The 20177-nt window shown below is 55.0% G+C and carries 15 protein-coding genes; 7 read left to right on the forward strand and 8 right to left on the reverse strand.

From position 1 onward, the window contains the following. Window positions 1-50: 50 nt before the first annotated feature. Complete coding sequence (locus MKY86_RS02930; RefSeq protein WP_340826039.1) at window positions 51-1940, reverse strand: helix-turn-helix domain-containing protein; 1890 nt, start codon at window positions 1938-1940, stop codon at window positions 51-53. Next, window positions 1937-3775, reverse strand: coding sequence for a sensor histidine kinase (locus tag MKY86_RS02935; protein WP_076078879.1), 1839 nt, complete (start codon window positions 3773-3775; stop codon window positions 1937-1939). Before MKY86_RS02935 ends, MKY86_RS02930 begins: the two co-directional genes overlap by 4 nt. A gap of 133 nt (window positions 3776-3908) precedes the next feature. Between MKY86_RS02935 and MKY86_RS02940 the strand changes: the two genes are divergently transcribed. From MKY86_RS02940 to MKY86_RS02955, 4 genes are all read left to right on the forward strand, one after another. Continuing rightward, on the forward strand, window positions 3909-4790 hold the full coding sequence (locus tag MKY86_RS02940; RefSeq protein ID WP_076078881.1) for a carbohydrate ABC transporter permease: 882 nt from the start codon (window positions 3909-3911) through the stop codon (window positions 4788-4790). Then, entirely contained in the window at window positions 4790-5623 is an 834-nt protein-coding gene (locus MKY86_RS02945) for a carbohydrate ABC transporter permease (RefSeq protein ID WP_076078883.1), read from the forward strand. The genes MKY86_RS02940 and MKY86_RS02945 overlap by 1 nt, the downstream gene beginning before the upstream one ends. Window positions 5624-5682: 59 nt before the next feature. Beyond that, window positions 5683-6987, forward strand: coding sequence for an ABC transporter substrate-binding protein (locus tag MKY86_RS02950; RefSeq protein WP_036731279.1), 1305 nt, complete (start codon window positions 5683-5685; stop codon window positions 6985-6987). Between the two features lie 103 nt (window positions 6988-7090). Beyond that, on the forward strand, window positions 7091-9187 hold the full coding sequence (locus MKY86_RS02955) for a beta-galactosidase (protein WP_340826043.1): 2097 nt from the start codon (window positions 7091-7093) through the stop codon (window positions 9185-9187). On the opposite strand, the gene MKY86_RS02960 is transcribed toward MKY86_RS02955, so the two are convergent. Then, a complete protein-coding gene (locus tag MKY86_RS02960) occupies window positions 9177-9407 on the reverse strand; it encodes a hypothetical protein (protein ID WP_076078884.1) in 231 nt (76 codons plus the stop codon). The two genes, MKY86_RS02955 and MKY86_RS02960, sit on opposite strands and share 11 nt — an antisense overlap. Window positions 9408-9554: 147 nt before the next feature. Here MKY86_RS02960 and MKY86_RS02965 point away from each other — a divergent pair, with 147 nt between their 5' ends. Next, window positions 9555-10469 carry a LysR family transcriptional regulator gene (locus MKY86_RS02965; RefSeq protein ID WP_076078886.1) on the forward strand — a complete coding sequence of 305 codons (915 nt, stop codon included), beginning with the start codon at window positions 9555-9557 and terminating at the stop codon, window positions 10467-10469. A gap of 105 nt (window positions 10470-10574) precedes the next feature. Here the strand turns inward: MKY86_RS02965 and MKY86_RS02970 are convergent, their stop codons facing one another. Further along, entirely contained in the window at window positions 10575-11411 is an 837-nt protein-coding gene (locus MKY86_RS02970) for an AraC family transcriptional regulator (RefSeq protein WP_051478505.1), read from the reverse strand. A gap of 119 nt (window positions 11412-11530) precedes the next feature. Between MKY86_RS02970 and MKY86_RS02975 the strand changes: the two genes are divergently transcribed. Continuing rightward, on the forward strand, window positions 11531-13561 hold the full coding sequence (locus tag MKY86_RS02975) for a beta-galactosidase (protein ID WP_076078888.1): 2031 nt from the start codon (window positions 11531-11533) through the stop codon (window positions 13559-13561). Window positions 13562-13646: 85 nt separating this feature from the next. Here the strand turns inward: MKY86_RS02975 and MKY86_RS02980 are convergent, their stop codons facing one another. From MKY86_RS02980 to MKY86_RS02990, 3 genes are read right to left on the reverse strand one after another with little or no spacing between them, the layout of a single operon-like run. Then, window positions 13647-14840 (reverse strand): Ger(x)C family spore germination protein, encoded by a 1194-nt coding sequence (locus MKY86_RS02980; RefSeq protein ID WP_076078890.1) that lies wholly within the window; start codon window positions 14838-14840, stop codon window positions 13647-13649. Beyond that, entirely contained in the window at window positions 14833-15936 is a 1104-nt protein-coding gene (locus tag MKY86_RS02985) for a GerAB/ArcD/ProY family transporter (RefSeq protein ID WP_076078892.1), read from the reverse strand. Before MKY86_RS02985 ends, MKY86_RS02980 begins: the two co-directional genes overlap by 8 nt. A 28-nt stretch (window positions 15937-15964) precedes the next feature. Then, complete coding sequence (locus MKY86_RS02990; RefSeq protein ID WP_076079000.1) at window positions 15965-17617, reverse strand: spore germination protein; 1653 nt, start codon at window positions 17615-17617, stop codon at window positions 15965-15967. Between the two features lie 237 nt (window positions 17618-17854). On the opposite strand from MKY86_RS02990, the gene MKY86_RS02995 reads away from it, so the two are divergent. Beyond that, a complete protein-coding gene (locus tag MKY86_RS02995; RefSeq protein WP_036731292.1) occupies window positions 17855-18412 on the forward strand; it encodes a DUF1273 domain-containing protein in 558 nt (185 codons plus the stop codon). A 63-nt stretch (window positions 18413-18475) separates the two neighbouring features. On the opposite strand, the gene MKY86_RS03000 is transcribed toward MKY86_RS02995, so the two are convergent. Then, window positions 18476-19933: an amidase family protein gene (locus MKY86_RS03000; protein WP_076078894.1), complete on the reverse strand. Its 1458-nt coding sequence runs from the start codon at window positions 19931-19933 to the stop codon at window positions 18476-18478. Window positions 19934-20177: the final 244 nt, after the last annotated feature.

Below are 20177 nucleotides of genomic sequence, written 5' to 3' on the forward strand. Positions count from 1 at the left end.
GAATACATTCTCCCCCAGTAATCAGCATTCACATACCACCCAGACGGAGCTTAATGCTCCGCCTGATCCCGGTAGTCTTTCGGCGAATGGCCGGTGTGCTTCTTGAAGACCTTGCTGAAGTATTTGACGTCGTGGAAGCCGACCATTTCCGAGATCTGGGCCAGCTTGAGGCCCGGATTCTGCATCAGCAGCTTGGCCTTCTCGATGCGGACGCTGACGATGTAGTCGGAGAAGTTGATGCCGTATTCCTGCTTGAACCGGCGTGAGACATACTCGCGGCTGACCTGGAATTTGCCCGCCACCTCCTGAAGGGAGAGGTCGGAGGGGTAATTCTGCTCAATGTATTTTACGATCTCCGTCATCGGGTTCCGCTCTTTCTGCTGTCTGTCCGTGAGCGCCCGGGATAACTGCTGCATGAAGGCAAGGGACCAATCGCGCCAGGCGAACAGGGAGAAGGAATAGCCGCTGGGCTGCGGAGAGGGGTTCTGCTGGTCCCCGTGCTCAAGCTCAGCCAGCACGTTAGCCGCCTGGCTGCCAAGCGCTTCCCGGACCAGCCGGGAGCGAAGCAGCAACGCATCGGCCTTCCAGTCGTTCAGCATCTGCGGGGTAACCACCCCCCGGCGGCTCAGCTCCTGGGTCCAGTGCTGCGCCGCTGCGGTCAGGGCCTCGGGCGTCCCGCTGATGACTGCCATCCGCCAGTCCTCCTGGACATCGGCGAAGCTCAGCGGGACGGCACTCTCCCGCTTATCGCGCGGCTTCCCGCCGAGCATCGCCCCCGGCCCCGCACCCGCACCTGACTTCCGGCCTGTCACCTCGCCCGTTCCCGAGCCAGTCAATCCGCCTGTCGCCGCACCCGCACCTGACTTCCGGCCTGTTACCTCGCCCGTTCCCGTGCCAGTCAATCCGCCTGTCACCGCACCCAAGCCTGGCTTCCCGCCCGTCATCACACCCACATCAGTCTCCCCGCCTGCCACCGAGCCCGCTCCCATGCTTGTCCCCGCGCCCGGCAGCGCCTCCGCACCCGCATAATGGCAGTAATCCTCATGCCTGAGCAGATTCCGCCGCAGCAGGGCTTCGGCGGCTTCGGCGCGTCCCGCCGGCAGATGCGCGGGGAAAGCGCCCGGCGTGCTGATTCCGAAATGCATGCGGAATTGCAGCGTCAGGAAGATGCCCTGATTCATCCGGCTAATCAGCGAAGTGACAGATTCATGCGGCTCCCAGAGCAGGATGGCAATCTCCGGCGGCCCGCCCCAGTAGCGGAACGCGATGCCCGTGCCCTGCTGCTGCAAAAATTCGTTGCAGATGTTCACGATGGCATAGTAGAGCAGCTCGCTGTCACCGCCGAAGCGCCGCAGCAGCGGATTGTTGCCGCTGTCCGTCTGCACGAGGAGCAGACGCGAAATCTTAATGTCCGGCGGAATGATGCCGTCATGGATCAGGCGGCGCAGCGAGGCCTCGGCATTCACCTTATCGTCGATCAATGCGGACAGCAGCTTCTCCCCGAAGATCGGCTTGATCTCATTCAGCCGGAGGCTCTGGTGCTGGCGGTGGCTGCGTTCCGCCTCCTCGGCCCGCCAGGCGGATACTGCTTTGGAGACCGCGCTGTTAATCATATCCGGGTCAATCGGCTTCAGGATATAATCGATGCCGCCATGGCGGACGGTCTGGCGGACGAAGTCGAAGTCATTATGCCCGCTGACCACAATGAACTTGGTGCTGCCTGCGAATTCATCCACCCAGGTCATTAGCTCCAGGCCGCTCCCGGACTCCATCATCATATCCATAATGACCAGCGCTGGCTTCTCCTGGCGGATTAGACCGATGGCCTCATTGCCGTTACCCGCCTCCAGAATCTCCTCAATCTGATGGGCCTCCCAGTCCACCAGCAGGCGGACGGCCTTCCGGACTCTTGCTTCGTCATCTACAATCAGTGCCTTCATATCCGTTCACTCTCCACTACAATATCGATTTCCAGGCGGATGATTACCCCGCCTGTCTTCAGATTATCCACGGTCAGCAGGGCGTTATCGCCGCAAACCAGCCGCAGCCTGGCCAGCACATTGCCGAGGCCGATGCCCGCGCCCGGTGCATCGCGTCTGCTGGGGCTGTCCTGCCCGGCATTCTGCAGGAGCTCCCGTTCTTCAACGGTGCTGGACTGCTCCAGCTCCTTGCGCAGCGCCTCCAGCCGTCCTGCCGGAATCGGGAGGCCGTTGTTGGCGATGCTGATCTCCATCCGCTCCGGGGTTAGCCCGGCCACGTTAATCTCCATGTATCCGTCCTGGCGGTCAAGCTGGAAGCCGTGTTTGAAGTAATTCTCCACAATCGGCTGAAGAATCATTTTGGGCATCAGCGCCTGAAGCAGCGGCTCCTCCACCTCAGACTGGAAACTGAACTTATTCTCAAAACGCTCCTTCTGCAGCTGGATATACGCTTTGACATGATCCAGCTCATTCTGGACCGTCACCACCTTCTCATCATTGTACATGCTGTAGCGCATCATTTTGGCCAGAGCCGAGAGCAAGCCGTAGATCTGCGGCACCTTCAGCTCCAGGGCCAGCGTACCGATAATCTGGAGAGTGTTGTTCAGAAAATGCGGATTAATCTGGGACTGGAGCGCCCTCAGCTCATTGGTCCGGCTCGCCAGCTCCAGTCTGTACTCCCGCAGAATGAGATTGTTTATCGTGTCCATCATACTGCGGAAATGCTCGGTGACCACCCCGATCTCATCGTTGCCCGCCGGGCGGATCTCAATGTTGAGATTCCCGGTCTGGACCTGATTCATATACCGGGTCAGCTGCTTGATCGGCGCGGTAATCCGGAAGGAGACGAGGATCGTCAGAACAATGATCGTCACCAGCAGCAGCGCCAGCAGCAGCAGGTTGATCGCGGCGGCCTCCTTGGCTTCGCGGAACAGATAGGAGACAGGAATCTGCTTGACGAGCGTCCAGCCGAGGCCGATGCTGTCGATCTTTTGATAGATGAATACAGAGCTGTCCTGTTCAAAATAACCCTGCAACTGCGTACTGTCCGCAATCTGAGTGTTATACCAATCAGCATTCAGCGGTTTGCCGAGCAGCCCGGAATCATGGCTGTAGACCAGCCTGCCGCTGCTGTCCACCAGGTAGAGCTTCTCCTGATCCTGCTCGTACAGCTGGTCCACAATCTCACTGAGGGCTGCCAGCTTCACATCAATTGACAGATAGCCTAGCGCCTGCGAGGTAGGGATACGCTCAATTCTGCGGTGCAGCGTAAAAACCGGCTCCGGTATAAACTGCGTTAACGGCAGCCTCAGCCCGTAAGCGTTGCTCAGATGTGTACTCTGCACGCTTACCGGGGAGCTTCCGCTCAGACTGGACTGGTGGTAGGGTGCACTAGCCAGCCAGCGCTTGGGTGTTGTATTGTCCGTAATCAGCGTAGCCTTCGAGTCTTTCACACTGTATAAGTACACCTGTGAGAGGTGGGGCAGCGAGGTGGAGATATAGCTGAGCGAGTTATAGATGGCAATATCGGAGGACAGATCGTCGTACCCTGCTTCCAGCAGCCGGTAGAAATCGCCGTCAGAATACACGTTCAGCGACAGACGGTTGAGCTCCTGCAGCAGACTGTTAATGTTCTTATAGCCCTGATAGAGCAGATTCTTGTTCTCCTCGACCGCCCGGTCCCGCAGTGACTTGGTGGTGTGGGAATAGCTGACATACATTGTAGCCATAATGCAGATTAAGGTGGGCACAAGCAGGAAGACGATCAGCTTCGTGCGGATACTGGTCCATTTCATGGGGCGGGTCACATCCAGGTCAATATTTTACACCCTAAAGATCACTTGCGTAGGTGTAAGAGGCTCTGCAAAAAACAGATAATATCTTTAGATCATAAACAAGTGAGTGAGTAAAAGAAAGGGGGGCCATAACATGCGCGGCAATAAATTGTCCCAGTTCGGTCAGCAGGTATTTTTCGTTGGCCCGGCATTATTGTTTTTTACCTTGATCATGATTGTTCCGTTTCTGATGGGGATGTACTACTCCTTCACAGACTGGAACGGTGTATCCGGTAATGTAAGCTGGGTCGGCTTTGAGAATTTTAAGAGTATTTTTACGAATGATCACGACTTCTGGTCATCCTTCTGGTTTACCGTGAGATTCACCGTGCTGGGTGTGATCTTGACTAACATAGTAGGCTTCTTCCTGGCCTATCTGTTGACCAAACCCTTGAAAACACGCAATATGCTCCGGACCATTTTTTTCATGCCGAATGTGATCGGGGGTCTGCTGCTCGGGTTCATCTGGCAGTTCATCTTCATCAAAGGCTTCGCCACTATGGGCGATCTTACAGGGCTATCCTTCTTCAACCTTCCTTGGCTCGGGGATGCGACCACCGGCTTCTGGGCAATTGTCATGGTCTTCATCTGGCAGTCCTCCGGCTATCTGATGGTCATCTACATCGCTTCGCTCAGCAACGTCTCCAAAGAGGTGCTCGAAGCTGCCGAGATTGACGGCGCCTCCCGGATGCAGGTGCTGCGTAACATCATTCTTCCGCTGATTATGCCTGCGGTTACGATTGGACTGTTCCTGGCGATCTCCTGGTCCTTCAAGATGTTCGACCTGAACCTCTCGCTGACCAAAGGCGGACCGTTCAAATCTACGGAATCTGTAGCGATGAACATCTATAACGAAGCCTTCCTGAACAACCGTTATGGTCTGGGTACGGCAAAGGCGCTGTTATTCTTCCTCATTGTAGCGCTGATCACTGTCATTCAGGTTCGTATAACGAAGAGTAAGGAGGTAGAAGCTTAATGAATGCCAAGACCAAAAGCAGATGGAACATCGGCATTGAAGTGATGATGATCCTTCTGGCGCTTCTGTTCCTCTCTCCGTTCTACTTCCTGTTGGCAAATTCGGTGAAATCCTTCGGCGAGATTCTGAGCGACGCGGCCAGCTGGCCGCAGACCTTCATGTGGTCGAACTATGTGAATGCCTGGAAGCTGGCCCGGTTCTCCGAGGCCTTCCGCAACTCGCTGATTATTACGATCATCAGTGTAGCGCTTATCTCGCTGTTCAGTGCGATGGCGGCGTACCGCATGGTGCGTGCCAATAACCGGTTCAACCAGATTCTGCTGCTGCTGATGGTAGCGGCGATGGTGGTTCCATTCCAGACGATTATGATTCCGATCCTGAAGGTAGTGAACGTCCTGGGCGTGAATAACTCCTTCACAGGTCTCATTATCTCCCATCTGGGTCTGAGCATTCCGATGGCGATCTTCCTGTTCCACGGCTTCATCAAGTCTGTGCCGCTGGAGATTGAAGAGGCGGCCACGGTGGATGGCTGTAACCCGATCTCCGCGTTCTTCCGGATTGTATTGCCGCTGCTGAGGCCGATGCTGATGACCATTATCGTGCTCAATGCGCTGGGAATCTGGAATGACTATCTGTTGCCGTCTCTGATTCTTCAGGCACCCGGACTGCGGACGATTCCGCTGGCGACCTTCTCGTTCTTCGGCCAGTATACGAAGCAGTGGGATATGGCGCTTCCGGCACTGACCATCGGGATTGCCCCGATCGTCATCTTCTATCTGTTCATGCAGCGTTACATTGTTGAGGGAATAGCGGCTGGCTCGGTGAAGGGTTAATTCACCGGGCTCCCGTTCCACATAAGAAGCAGTTAAATTATTCAAGGGGGAAATATCTAATGAAGAAGAAACATTCTGCACTGATGATGTCATCCGTAATGCTAATGTCAGTAGTGCTCGCGGCTTGTGGCGGCAATGCCGATAAGTCTGCCTCAAATAATGCTTCTAATGGAAGCGCTGGCAACAGCGGCGCTGTGAAGACGGTTAAGATTTTCCAGTTCAAGACTGAGATCGTGGAAGGCCTGAATGAGCTGAAGGTGGAATTCGAGAAAGAGCATCCTAACATCAAGCTGGATATCCAGACGGTGGGCGGCGGCGCAGACTATGGTGCAGCGCTGAAGACCAAATTCGCTTCCGGCGATGCTCCTGATATCTTCAGTAACGGCGGGTATGCTGAAATGGCACTGTGGCAAGACAAACTGGAAGACCTGTCCGACCAGCCTTGGGTGAAGGATCTGATTCCACTTGCAGCAGAACCTATGACCAAGGACGGCAAAACCTACGGGATGCCAATGAACCTTGAAGGAATCGGTTATGTATACAACAAGGACCTGTTCGCCAAGGCCGGGATTACAGAGACGCCAAAAACCATTTCCCAGCTTGAAGAAGCAGCTAAAAAGCTGCAGGCGATTGGAGTAACTCCGTTCGGCAACGCTTATCAGGAATGGTGGCTGCTGGGGATTCAGGGCATTAGCGTAGCTTTTGCACAGCAGGATAATGTGGATGAATTCATCAAGGGTCTGAACGACGGAACCGCATCCATCGTAGGGAATGAGAAGTTCAAGGATTGGAGCAACTTGCTGAATCTGACGGTAAAATACGGCCAGAAGAATCCTCTGACCACGGATGCTAACACTCACCTGGCGCTGTTCGCCAAGGGCGAAACGGCTATGATGCAGGAAGGCAACTGGGCACAGACACTGGTGGATAACATTACGCCGGACATGAACATCGGGATGTTCCCGATGCCAATCAACGACGATGCGGCGATGAACGATAAGCTGTCGGTGGGTGTTCCGGCGAACCTGGTAGTGAACAAGGAATCCGGCTCCAAGGAAGAAGCGAAGACGTTCCTGAACTGGCTGGTCACTTCGGATATGGGGAAAGAGTATATCGTGAAGAAATGGAAGTTCATTCCTGCATTGTCCACCATTCCGGCAACCCCTGAGGATATCGGTCTGCTGGGTGCAGATGTCTGGAATTATGTAAAGGAAGGCAAGGTCTATGGGCTGCAGGCATCCAAATTCCCTGATGGCGTCACTCAAGAGTTCGCCAGCTCCATTCAGGAATTGATTGCGGGCAAGGTGGATGAAGCAGGCTGGGAGAAGGGCATGCAGGCTGCCTGGGATAAGCTGAAGAAATAATCTGAAAGGGAACAGATTGGATAGAGTGGTTTGGCCGGGACGCTCATGCCCATCTCAGTGAATGAGGTGAGGCGGGGCGTCCTTTATGGTTTTCGGCTAACTGGTGATTGAGGTATACTCGAATCAGAGTCTTGTACATTACGATAAGAGGGAGCTGGGCACAATTCGGGAGCGGAATCATTACAGCAACGTGCAAATCGGTGTCGACTATTATCCTGAGCATTGGGACGAATCCATGTGGGAGAAGGATATCAAGTTAATGAAGGAAACCGGGGTCAAGGTTGTCCGGGTAGCGGAATTTGCCTGGAGCCGGCTGGAACCTTCGGACGGCAGCTTTGACTTCGCCTGGTTGGACCGGGCGCTGGATTTGTTCCATGCGTACGGGATTCAGATTGTGATCGGGACGCCTACAGCAACACCGCCGCGCTGGCTGACCTCCGCTTACCCGGATGTGTTGCCTGTACTCGCGGACGGCGGCGTCTTCCATCCGGGCGTGCGCGGCCACCGCTGTTATAATAGCGCTTCCCTGCGGAAACATGGCAGCCGGATTATTGAGGCGCTTGCCCGCCAGTACAGCAGCCACCCTGCAGTTATCGGCTGGCAGACGGATAACGAATTCAGTATGCTGGATTGCCACTGTGACAGCTGCAACCTGGCGTTCCGGGACTGGGTTCAGCAGAAGTACGGGACGCTGGAACAGCTTAATTCGGAGTGGGGAACCGTGGTCTGGAGCGGAAGCTACAGCAGCTGGAGTGAACTGACAGTTCCTTATGGCGCTTCACCTTTTCAGAACCCTTCGCTGCTGCTGGACTTCCAGCGGTTCCAATGGGATTCAGTGATTGCCTTCCAGAAGTCGCAGATTGATGTGCTGCGGGCGATCTGCCCACATCACTTTATCACCCATAACTTTCACAGTTATCCGCAGCGGCTGGACATGCACGGGCTGGCAGAGGAGCTGGATGTGGCGGCCTTCGATTACTATCCGAATCCTTCGCCTAAAAAACAGGCCACTGCACCATACAGCGGGGCCTTATCCCTGGATCTGACCCGCGGGATTAAACGTCGGGGCTTCTGGATCATGGAGCAGCTTAGCGGCCCTCCGGGCTGCTGGTTCCCGATGTGGCGCACTCCGTATCCCGGCCTGATCCGTGCATATGCCTGGCAGGCGATTGCCAGAGGTGCGGATACCGTGGTGCATTTCCGCTGGAGAAGCGCAGCCGCCGGAGCAGAGCAGTTCTGGCACGGCCTCATCGACCACAGCAATGTGCCCGGGCGGAGATTTGCCGAATTCGGGCAGCTGTGCAGTGAGGTGAATGCTCTGGCTCCGCTGCTGGAAGGGACCGGAGTCATGAGTCAGACGGCTATCCTGTATTCACACGAGCAGTTGGCTGCGCTGCGGATTCAGCCCCAGGCGGAGGGGCTGGACTATTATGATAACATCAAGCAATATCACCGGGCGTTAACCAAGCGTGGCATCAGTTGTGATGTGGTGGACTGGCGTCAGCCGCTGGAGGGCTACAAGTTGGTTATCGTCCCGAGCCTGTACCTGCATGATGAAGAGGCGGCACAGGCGCTGGAATCCTTTGCGGACGGCGGCGGCACAGTCATTTTGATGAGCCGAAGCGGTGTGAAGAACATGAATAATATCTGTGTAATGCAGCCTCTTCCCGGGCTGTTCTCACGTGCGGCCGGCATAACGGTGGAGGAGTATGATCCGGTTGGAGACGAGATTCATACGCTCCGTGATGCTGAAGGGAATATGTATGCATGCAGCCATTGGTGCGACATTCTTTGTCTGGAGGGAGCGGAGCCGATCGCCTGGTATGAAGATGATTACTATGCCGGAGTTCCTGCGGCTACACTTAACCGCTTCGGGGCGGGCAAGGTATATTATATCGGAACCGATCCCGGGGAGGATTATTGGCTGAAGCTTTTGGGTGATATCGCGCTGGACGCAGGGCTTGAGCAGTTCGCGGAATTACCGGAGGGCGTTCAGGCCTTCAAGCGTACAGGAGAGAACCGGGAGCTGCTGTTCCTGCTGAACCTCAGCCGGACGGCTCAGAGCATCCGGCTGGAGAAGCACTACCGCAGCGCGCTAACCGGCAATCTGGAGACTGGAACCGTCATGCTTCCGCCTTTTGCTGTTCAGATTCTGCAAGCTGTAAGCTCTGGCCTGCAGGAAGCTGGAGTCAGGCAGTAGGGTGACGTCTCTTCTCCTGCATGCGGGAGGCCAGGGAGACCACAGGAGCTTTCGGCTGTGGCTTCCGTCTCTCGGCCTGCTGCTTCTGCGCCGCCATAAGCTCCTCTTGGCGGAACCGGCTTAGGAGGTCATGGACAGTTCTGATTTCACTTGTACCGATAGCTATTTCTATGCCATCCGGATTACCGGGCAGCTGGAACTTCCACTTTTTGTTTTCCACTGCTCTCACTCCTAGCAATTTTTTAGTCGGGGTCTCGCATTCCTGTTATATTTCCATCATAAACGGTGTATCGGATCATGTATAATGAAGGGAAATGATGGAGGCCATCACTGCGGCTGATGGGTGATCCGGGGGGAGCGATACGGCGTGGATACGGGTCTTCTCAAAGTATTTCTGGCGGTTGCCGAAGAAGGAAGTATCTCTAAGGCAGCCCAAAGCCTGAACTATGTGCAGTCCAATGTAACGGCAAGAATCCAGCAACTGGAGCAGGAGCTGAAGACTCCGCTGTTCTACCGGCATAGCCGGGGAATTACCTTGACCTCGGCCGGACGGACGTTCATGGAGTATACGGTCAAGATTCTTAATCTGCTGGATGAGGCGAAGCTGGCGGTGCTGGATTCGCCGGTGCCCACAGGCTTGATTACCATCGGCTCGGATACGACGGCGGCAGTGCGGCTGCCTGCTATCCTGTCCACTTACCGAGGATGCTACCCGGAGGTGGAGGTGCAGCTGCAGGTCGGACGGGCGGGGGAGCTGATCGAGTCGGTTCTGCAGCATCAAGTCCAGGGGGCCTTTATGGACGGGCCGGTGGAGCACCCGGAGATTGTCCAGGAGCTGCTCATCCACGAACGGATCGGGCTGGTGATTCCCGATAGTATGGATTATCAGGGCATCCTCTCTGTTCATGACAAGACCCTGCTGATGCTGAATGCAGAATGCCTGTACCGGAACAAGCTGGAGAGCTGGCTGGCGGAAGAGGGCGGACGGCTGGGTAAGATGATGGAGTTCGGGACGATGGAGGGATTACTCGGCTGTGTAAGGGCGGGAATAGGGTATGCGGTGCTGCCGTTATCCTATTTCATCCGGATGAATGTCACGGAGGGGATAAGGATCTATCCGTTTCCCGAGAAGTATGCGGAGGTGCCGACGGTATTCATCCGGCGGCGCGACCTCTATATGACGAGCGCGTTCCGGGAGTTCATCGAAGAGCTGAAGGCAGGGCTGCCGGAAGCGGTGAGCGGGACAGACAGGATGCAGAACGGCAGCGGTCCTGTGGAGTAACGGGCAGCAGTGAAGTCATAAACGCAGGATAAGATCCTATATTCGTGCCGCAAAAGACGGATACCCCACTTAGGTGGATGGTATCCGTCTCTGTATGTTCAGGAGTTAGTGCAGCTTCCTGAACTGCTCCGGCGTAACCGCCGACTGCTTACGGAAGGTGGCTACGAAATGGCTGACATCGCGGAAGCCGACCAGCTGCGAGATGGCCTTAACGGTAAGCTGGGGATTCGCAACCAGCAGCTCCTTGCTCTTGCGGATGCGCAGCCGGACGAAATAAGCATAAGGCGATAGCCCGAAGGTCTGCAGGAACAGGCTGTTCAGATATCTGCCGGACACCTCAAGCCGGGAGGCGAGATCACTGAGGCCTACCTCGGGATCACCATAATGGCTGTCCATCCATTTCAGCAGCGGCTGAAGCTTGTCCACATTGCGGGAGATGGCCGTGTTGTTATGCAACTGCCCGTATTTGTTCAGGGTCAGCAGGAAACGGTAGGCATCGCTGGATTCCCCGAGACTGAACATGTCATTCGAAGTATCGTGGCGGTCCAGCATCTCCTTCAGCATCGAGCTCAGCGGCGCCCCGCTCTCCCAGCGGTAGAACAGGCTGGTGTTCATCCCGAGCGAATCCAGAATATGCCGGGCTGAGGTCCCGCCGAAGGTGAGATAATAGGTGCGCCAAGTCTCTGAGGAGAGTGCTTCATAGCGGTGCGGTGTCCCCGGCATCAGCAGAATGCCGCTGCCTTCGGTGAGTGTGAGCTTCTTGTTGTCGAAGTGGATCATCCCGCCGCCATGCGCCGTCTGCAGCCAGTGATAGGTGTGATAGCCTTGCGGCCGGGAGACTTGTTCCTGATCAGGGTTATAACCCATACTGTCGAGGGTGATGGGGAGCAGCTGGCCGCTCTCCTGGGCGAATACGATTCTGCGGACGGTATCCAGTGACATTTCGGTTCATCTCCTGGTGTTCCATATTATTATATTCCAATTCATTAATATTATATTTATAGCGATAGAGGTAGCGATTAAAATAAGAATATACTTATACTATAAAGGATGTGCGTAGCGTGATCAACGAGAAATTACCTAAGATCTGGTACGGTGGAGATTATAACCCGGAGCAATGGGAGGCCCCGGACTGGGCGGAGGACGAGCGGATGTTCAAGCTCGCGGGCATAGACGTAGCAACCATTAATGTGTTCTCTTGGGCGCTGATTCAGCCGTCTGAGGATACGTACGATTTCAGTGGTCTGGATGAGTTAATCGACCGCTTATATAAGAACGGCACCTATGTATGTCTGGCTACGGGTACCGGGGCACATCCGGCCTGGATGGCTCACCGCTATCCGGAGGTCACCCGCGTGGATGTTCAGGGCCGGAAGCGTAAATTCGGCGGCCGCCACAACTCCAACCCGAACAGCGCAGTCTACCGCAAATATGCGGCCCTGCTGGCCGGTAAGCTGGCTGAGCGCTATAAGGATCACCCGGGCCTGGTGGCCTGGCATATCTCCAATGAATATGGGGGATATGATTACTCCGAGCAGTCCGAGGCTGCTTTTCGTGTCTGGTTGAAGGAACGTTACGGAACGCTGGATGCGCTCAACAAAGCCTGGAACACCCGGTTCTGGGGCCATACCTTCTATGACTGGGAGGAAATCGTTGTTCCGAATGAACTCAGTGAAGAGTGGGGCGGTAACCGGACCAACTTCCAGGGAATTTCTCTGGACTACCGCAGATTCATGTCGGATAGCCTGCTGGAATGCTACATCCTCGAATATGAAGCAATCAAGCAGCACAGCACGAACATTCCGATTACAACCAACATGATGGGCTTCTACCCGGAGCTGGATTATTTCAAGTGGGCGAAATATCTGGATGTAATCTCCTGGGATAACTATCCGGCACTGGACACACCGGTCAGCCATACGGCGATGACGCATGATCTTATGCGCGGCCTGAAGAACGGACAGCCGTTCATGCTGATGGAGCAGACGCCAAGCCAGCAGAACTGGCAGCCGTACAATTCCCTGAAGCGTCCCGGCGTCATGCGCCTCTGGAGCTATCAGGCAGTAGCACGCGGTGCTGACACCGTGCTGTTCTTCCAGCTGCGGCGGTCCATCGGCGCTTGCGAGAAATACCACGGAGCGGTCATTGAGCATGTAGGGCATGAGCATACCCGCGTATTCCGCGAATGTGCTGAGCTGGGCCGGGAGCTGGAGAGCTTGGGCAGCGAGCTGCTGGATGCACGCAGTGCGGCGCAGATCGGGATTATCTACGACTGGGAGAACCGCTGGGCGCTTGATCTCTCCAGCGGCCCGTCTGTTGCACTGAAATATGTGGACGAGGTCCATAAGTATTATGATGCGCTCTATCAGCAGAATATTGAAGCGGATATGATCGGCGTTGAAGAGGAGCTGTCGAGATACAAGATTGTCATTGCACCGGTGCTGTATATGGTGAAGCCGGGCTTCGCCGAGAAGGTCGAAGCCTTCGTCCAGGCAGGCGGCACCTTCATTACGACGTATTTCAGCGGGATTGTCAATGAGAATGATCTGGTTACGGTTGGCGGGTATCCGGGAGAGCTGCGCAAGGTGCTCGGCATCTGGGCTGAGGAGATCGACGCCCTGCTGCCGGGCATGAGCAATGAGATCGTGATGAACAAGGAGTGGGGATCACTTAATCGTTCATATAGCTGCGATCTGCTCTGCGACCTGATTCATCCCGAAGGCGCAGAGGTGCTCGCTCAGTATGGTGCGGATTTCTATAAAGGTATGCCTGCCCTAACGGTGAACAGCTTCGGCGCTGGTAAGGCTTATTATGTGGCCACCAGCCCGGATGCGGCCTTCCTGCGCGGCTTCCTGGCTAACCTGTGCGCCGATAACGGCATTGCACCGCTGGTCAGCGCGCCGGAAGGTATTGAGTCCGTTCAGCGTGTGAAGGACGGCGTATCCTATTTGTTCCTGCTGAACCATTCAGCAGAGGAGCTTCGTGCGGATATCGGTAACCTAGAGCGGACCGATCTGCTTACCGGGAAGAAGTTCAGCGGCTCCACTACAGTTCCCGGGCGCGGAGTGCTGATTCTCTCAGACAAGCAGTAAGGCACGACAAAGCTGTCCCGAAGGCCGTTCATTAGACACGGCCTCTGGGACAGCTTTTTTAAAACAGACTCTTAACGGGATTACCCTATTGAGTGAAGGAGCCGAAGTCCGTAATCTTCAAATCAACCGTGACATGAATAGGAGTCCGGCTGAACACCTCGTCCCAATGATCCTTCAGCTTGTTCCATAAGGCGGGTTCCTGGATGCTGAGCCTGGTGGAGAATCCGCCCACATCTGCTTTGTAATCCGACTGCAGCTTGTGAAGCATACTCTTCATCATCCGCTCCAGCCGCTCCTTGAACAGCTTCTCTGCTTTTTGGGGAAGATGGGTGGCCGCAGGGTATTCCTCTACGTTCCAGGTTTCGCTTAGCCTTCCTTCCGTTACAAGCTTGACGTCGAAGGACAGCTCGCCGCCGTCTGCTTTGGCAGTGATTTTACTCTTCATGGACTTGAGTTCATAGGTAATCGGCTCATTGTTCCAGTCGTAGGTCTTGATGACCCCGCTTTGCCCCCCGTTGGTCAGCCAGCTCAGACATTCGGTCTCCTCCTGATTCAGCGGGCCCACCCAGTGCCCGGTATCTCCCTTGATGACTCCGGCTCCCGAGAATTCTACCTCCCCATTCGCCGTTACCAGGTTCTGCAGTGCATAACTGCGTTTGGAGTGCATATTGGCATCCATTTTCGATAAAATAACAGGGTCCAGCACCTTGCTGGTTCTCTTCTGATTGCGCAGCATATCTCTGATGTGAAAGGCAGGAATTTCATTTTTTTGCTTCGCGACCATGGTGTCTGCTGCGCGGCCTTGGCTTAAGAACACCATCGTGCTGGGACGGATATCATTATCCCGAAGGACGAAATCCATTAACTGGTTTATCCTCTGCTGCTTGAGCAGCTCACTGGAGATCACTATAACCTTGAGGTGGTGGCCGATGATCGGCCGTTCACGCAGAATCGAATATTGACGGAAGATCTCCAGCACAGAATCTCCGGTTCCGGTTACATTCATATAGGGTGGACTGCTGCCGCTGCTGCCGCCTTGTTTATCTGTCCCTCCCACGGAGTTAGCCGGAACCATCTGCACAGTGGCGGTGATTTTATTCTTTTTATAATAAGTAGCGCCCTTCTCCTCCAGCTCCTGTTCTGTGGGCGAGAACTCTCCGACATCCAGAGCCAGCCCTGCGTATAGGGCCAGATCCTCAATCTCTTTACTGCTCCAGCAGGAGGTCAGTGTGGCAAGGATTAGCAGACTGCACAGCACTACCAGGATTCGTCTACACATGCTGCTTCAGCCCCTTCACCCGGATGAGCCAGACGACAGAGAGCAGGACAGGCACCAGCAGGAACAGCACCAACCCCATCTTGCCTATGGTATCTCCGAGTGCGAACAGATCGCCTAAGGATTTGGGCAGCATCGCCGAGATGAACAGCAGCGGAACCAACGCATAAATAATCGGGTGCACCTTAAGCTTGAAGATCTGTGAGAGACCCAGCGTAGACTGGAAAAAGAAGCTGCTGAAGTTGCAGAACATCTGCATCAGCCAGATGACCATGAACGGGAATTCCAGGCGCTCGAAGAAAAATCCCGGCACCTCGAAGCTGCGCAATAGATCAATAGTGGGCCAGGTGCTGGTGATGGCGGAATCAATAGAGATGCCTCCGATCACTATAATGATGGTCAGGAAATAGATGGACAGCAGGATGGCCAGGCCGCCAAGCATAGCTTTGACAGCCTTTTTGGGGTCATCCATGAATGCCACAAGCGTCATAGTGACTTCACAGCCGGTGAATACAAGCACGGTGGATTTGAGCCCGGCGAATACGGGGGACCATCCCTTGCCGAGTACAGGACGCAGATTATCGATATCGAACATCCGCAGGCTGAGCACGAAGGAGATGAGCAGAATCATAATGCTGATCGGAAAAACAATGGTGTAGACACGGGCAATAGAGTTGATGCCTCCGTATACGAGGTAGGTGCTCAGCCAGAGAAAAGGTAGGATTACTGCCCAGATCGGAGTCCCCTCCAGCAGGAAAAATAGGGTAACCTCAGCCAGTGTACGGATCTCAAAGCCGGCGATAGTGATGAAATACAGGATTAACAGCATGGACAGAATGCCGCCGATGAACCGGCCGGTCAGCAGCCTTGAGTACTGAAAGACGGTTTTTCCCGGAAATTGCTGGCTGATCTTCACCATAAGGAGGACAACCAGCATCACAATGGCCCCGCCGAGCAGGGTGGAGATCCAGCCATCCGGAGTTCCGACACTCTTGCTTACGCTGCGCGGCAGTGTGAGCACACCCGCGCCCAGCAAGGTATTGTTCAGGAAAATGGCCGTTTGTGTAGCCGTGATTTTATCATCCGTGCGTATGAACATACTGCATTCCTCCTTATACCAGGCGCGGTCATGATCTTCGTTTACTCTGCTTAGTCTTCATCATTTTCGGTCTGCGCTTCATCAGTGCCATCGGAGCGCGCAGGAACAGATCCTTCCAGTCACTGAGCCGGAAAGGGGAGAGCGGGGTCAGATAAGGCACTCCGAAGCTCTTGAGCTTGGTCAGGTGGCAGCAGATCAGCAGGAAGAACAGAATGGTCCCGTACATTCCCAGCACCGAGGCGAACAGCATACCGGCGAAGCGCAGCATCCGCAGGGTGATCCCGGCGCTGTACATCGGAATGGAGAAGGAGGAGATGGCAGTTACGGCCACCGTAATGACCAGGAACGGGCTGACGATCCCCGCCTGAACCGCTGCATCGCCGATGATCAGACCGCCGACGATGCCCATCGCCGGACCGATCGGCTTCGGCAGCCGGATGCCCGCTTCCCTAAGAATCTCGATGGCGACCTCCAGAATCAGCACCTCTATTAGAGAGGGAAAGGGCACACCCTGCCGGGTCTTAATGATCGTGATCGCCAGCTCTGTAGGAATCAGCCCCGGATGAAAGGAGATGAATGAGATGTACAGGGCTGGAGCCATCAGGGCAAAGAAGGATGCTCCAAAACGCAGCAGCCGCAGGAGAGTGCCGGGCAGCCAGCGTTCGTAATAATCTTCCGGCGACTGCAGCAGCATGCTGAAGGTCACCGGTGCGATTAGCACAAAGGGCGTGCCGTCCAGCAGAATGGCGACCCGTCCTTCCAGCAGGGCACTGATGACCCTGTCCGGCCGTTCTGTATTCTGCAGCTGCTGGAACGGGCTGAGATAATTATCCTCAATCAGCTGCTCGATGTAGCCGGATTCGGCCAGGAAATCCATATCGATTTTGCAGATGCGGTTCTTAATCTCCTCCAGCAGGTCGGGATTGACGATATCCTTCATGTAGGCCACAACGATCTCCCTTTCAATAGCGGTCCCTGCCCGGAAGGATACCATCTCAAGCTGATCGCTAAGGCCCTGGCGGCGTAAAATAGAGGTATTCTCGCTGAGCACCTCCGTGAAGCCCAGTCTGGGGCCGCGGAGCAGCGCTTCGGAGACCGGCTCGTCCGCCTGGCGGCTGGGAGCACCGGGCATCTCGATCAGGAGCCCGCAGCGCAGCCCATCGATCAGCAGGGCGGCATGGCCGAAGAGGACAGACTTATTGAAGTCCCTGATATGCTCTTCCTCTCTAAGCTCGCTGAAGGGAAGACGATGCCCGGCCATTTCAACAGAAGACTGCGGACCGGGAGGCATCGCATGCATCAGGTATTGCATGACTTCCATACTGAGCAGCCGGTCACTCTGCATGCCGTCGACATGGATGACGACTCCTTGTGCACCTGTTTTCGCATTTGTGAATGCTCTGAAATGGACATCGCTGTTGTTGCCGATGCCGGATTTTACCGCCTGCAGGTCATCCTTAAGATCACCGGTAAACCGGGCGGAGGATTCCTCTGGAGCCAGCGGCGGCGGCCCCTGCGCAGGAAGGGTTCTTGCGCCGTACCCGATCTGGCCGCGTCCGCTGCCTACCAGCTTGTAGAGCGATTTATAGAGATAGGCCAGGAGCAGCGGAACAAGCATAGCCACACCCGCTTGGGCGAAGATTGCCCAGCCGGGTATATAGGAAAGAATCATACCGAACAGTGTAATCATCCCCAGCTTTTGAATTTGGGTATAACGGAGTACGAGTTTTCATCTTCATGCAGTTTTCCAAACTTTATCTAAATTTACTCGTAATTACCGAAAATAATTTGGCACGGTGGTCCGGCTTATATGCTCCCCGGGTCCGGCAGCCCTGCCACGCGAAATAAGATATAATGCATAGAGTACAGGTTGTTCCATACATTTCGGAATGAAGCAGTCAGGAGAGAGGCGCAGCACATGAAGACTTTACTGGTCACAGGCTACCGGGCCCATGAGCTCGGCATTTATGACAGCAAGCATCAGGGCATTCCCTATATCAAAAAAGCACTCGCGAACCGGATCATTCCGCTGGTGGAGGAGGGACTGGAATGGGTCATTACTCCCGGGCAATATGGTGTTGATCTGTGGGCCTGCGAGGTGGTGCTGGAGCTGAAGCAGCAATATCCCGGACTGAAGCTGGGCATTATTACAGCCCATGCGTCACCGGAGGAGAAGTGGAAGGAAGAGAAGCAGAATGAATACCGCCGCATTGTAGCCGGTGCTGACTACTACGGAGCCGTTAGCAATGCTCCCTATGACGGGAGCTGGCAGTTCAAGGCCAGAGATGATCTGCTGCTGCGTAAAAGCGACGGGATTCTGTTGTTCTACGACGAGGATGCGGCGGAGAGCAGTGCGAAGTTCACCAAAGAGCGGGTCGTGAAGCTGCATGCTGAAGGCGATTATGAGCTGCATCTGATGCATGCAGAGGAGATTCAGAGCATTGCCGATGAAGAGAACCGGCATGACTATGATTGAGAAGGGGGTGCGCAGCTGCGAGCTGCGCACCTGGAGCCTGTCCCATGTTGGCATGAAGCGGGATCAGATGAAGCTGCGGAGTGAAGGCGGCTTGCGCACCTTATAGTTCTGCTCATAGGCGTAAGCCAGTCTGATAAGCACCGGTTCTTCATAGGCCCGGGCGGAGAAGGTTACGCCGAAGGGGGCACCGGCTGAGGTATAGCCTGACGGCACCACGATCGACGGATATCCGGCTCTTGAGGTAATCCGTGCGCCGAAGTCAGCGGGGAACAGCAGGGCATCAAGCTGATGTTCGCGCATAGTAGCGTCAATCCCGAGCTCCTTGCAGAGTCTGAGATCCGTCATGCGGTCACGCAAATATTGCGGCTCAGTGAAGGTGCCGGAGGTTGTTAATTCGGCATCGAGCAGGGTCGCTTGCCCGAACTTCAGCGTCTGGACCGGATGGGCATGATTGAAATCAATAATTTCCTTCAGGGTGCGCATCGGTGCACCCGGACCCAGGCGGGCCAGATAGGCGTTCAGTGAGGTTTTGAATTCATTCAGCACCACAGATGAATAGCTGATCTCCCGCGCCGTTGTTATCTCGGCCGGATCAATAATGGTCGCTCCAAGCTCACGCATTCTCACTACAGAGGCATTGAACAGCCCAAGCTGTTCCTCCGTCAGCTCCTCGAAGTAATAATCGCGCGGAATTCCGATTCTCGCTCCCCGCAGACCGTCTGCATCCAGGAAAACCGTATAATCCTCATGAACCTTAGATCTGTTCGTTCCCATAGCCGCATCACCGGCATCCTGACCGAGTAAAGCATTCAGCAGAAGGACGGCATCCCGGACCGTTCGTGCCATAGGCCCGGCGGTATCCTGCGTGCTGGAGAGCGGCAGAATACCCGAGCGGCTGATCAGCCCCACCGTGGGCTTAATACCGATAATAGAGCCAAGATTGCCGGGATTGAGGATGGAGCCGGAGGTCTCTGTTCCAACGGAAACGGTGCAGAAATTACAGGCCACCGCTACCGCAGACCCTGCGCTGGAGCCGCCTGTCGGCGTGGAGATGTTATAGGGGTTAAGCACCTGCCCGCCCCGGGAGCTGTAGCCGGAGGGCATGCCATTCGTCATGAAGTTGGCGAATTCCGTCATATTAGCCTTGCCCATAATGATAGCTCCCGCCTCGCGCAGCCTGCTGACGATGAAGGCATCCTCTCCGGCAAAAGAGTCCGCCAACGCGAGCGAGCCCGCGCTGGTATGCATGTTATCCCCGGTATTAATGTTATCCTTCAATAGCACCGGTATGCCGTGCAGCGGTCCGCGCGGACCCTGAAGCTGGCGCTCTACGTCCAGGGATTCAGCGATGAACAGCGCATCCGGGTTAATCTCCAGTACAGAATTCACCGTCAGACCGTTTTTGTCATGATCCGCTATGCGCTCAAGGTACATCAGGACTAATTGTCTGGAAGTGATCTCCCCGGAATCCAGAGCGGCTTGAATGTCAGACAGGGTAGCCTCTACGATTTCAAAACTCATGCGGGTCCACGCTTCTTTCCCTTTAGGATTTATATAGATTGTTCTTGTAAGTTTTTCGGACCAGGAATACGTGACTCCAAAGAATGTTTGGCCCTCCGTCACTTTCCTTGTCCTTGTGTTTCCAAATTCAATCTATATATTGGTTTCTCCATATATAAGCACAGTTTTGCCTGTCTTCATAGCATTCTTTTAACACCCGGACGACCATGACTTTGGATGTAACTTTTAAACGGCTGATTAAAAG

Source organism: Paenibacillus sp. FSL R7-0333, from assembly GCF_038000365.1.
GTDB lineage: Bacteria > Bacillota > Bacilli > Paenibacillales > Paenibacillaceae > Paenibacillus_AQ > Paenibacillus_AQ silagei.

What these genes read in the sequence shown, in the direction of transcription:
- MKY86_RS02995 (WP_036731292.1), top strand. Translation starts at nt 17,855, where the DNA reads ATGAAGACTTTACTGGTCACAGGCTACCGGGCCCATGAGCTCGGCATT.
- MKY86_RS02985 (WP_076078892.1), bottom strand. Translation starts at nt 15,936, where the DNA reads ATGTTCATACGCACGGATGATAAAATCACGGCTACACAAACGGCCATT.
- MKY86_RS03000 (WP_076078894.1), bottom strand. Translation starts at nt 19,933, where the DNA reads ATGAGTTTTGAAATCGTAGAGGCTACCCTGTCTGACATTCAAGCCGCT.
- MKY86_RS02930 (WP_340826039.1), bottom strand. Translation starts at nt 1,940, where the DNA reads ATGAAGGCACTGATTGTAGATGACGAAGCAAGAGTCCGGAAGGCCGTC.
- MKY86_RS02945 (WP_076078883.1), top strand. Translation starts at nt 4,790, where the DNA reads ATGAATGCCAAGACCAAAAGCAGATGGAACATCGGCATTGAAGTGATG.
- MKY86_RS02980 (WP_076078890.1), bottom strand. Translation starts at nt 14,840, where the DNA reads ATGTGTAGACGAATCCTGGTAGTGCTGTGCAGTCTGCTAATCCTTGCC.
- MKY86_RS02940 (WP_076078881.1), top strand. Translation starts at nt 3,909, where the DNA reads ATGCGCGGCAATAAATTGTCCCAGTTCGGTCAGCAGGTATTTTTCGTT.
- MKY86_RS02935 (WP_076078879.1), bottom strand. Translation starts at nt 3,775, where the DNA reads ATGAAATGGACCAGTATCCGCACGAAGCTGATCGTCTTCCTGCTTGTG.
- MKY86_RS02950 (WP_036731279.1), top strand. Translation starts at nt 5,683, where the DNA reads ATGAAGAAGAAACATTCTGCACTGATGATGTCATCCGTAATGCTAATG.
- MKY86_RS02970 (WP_051478505.1), bottom strand. Translation starts at nt 11,411, where the DNA reads ATGTCACTGGATACCGTCCGCAGAATCGTATTCGCCCAGGAGAGCGGC.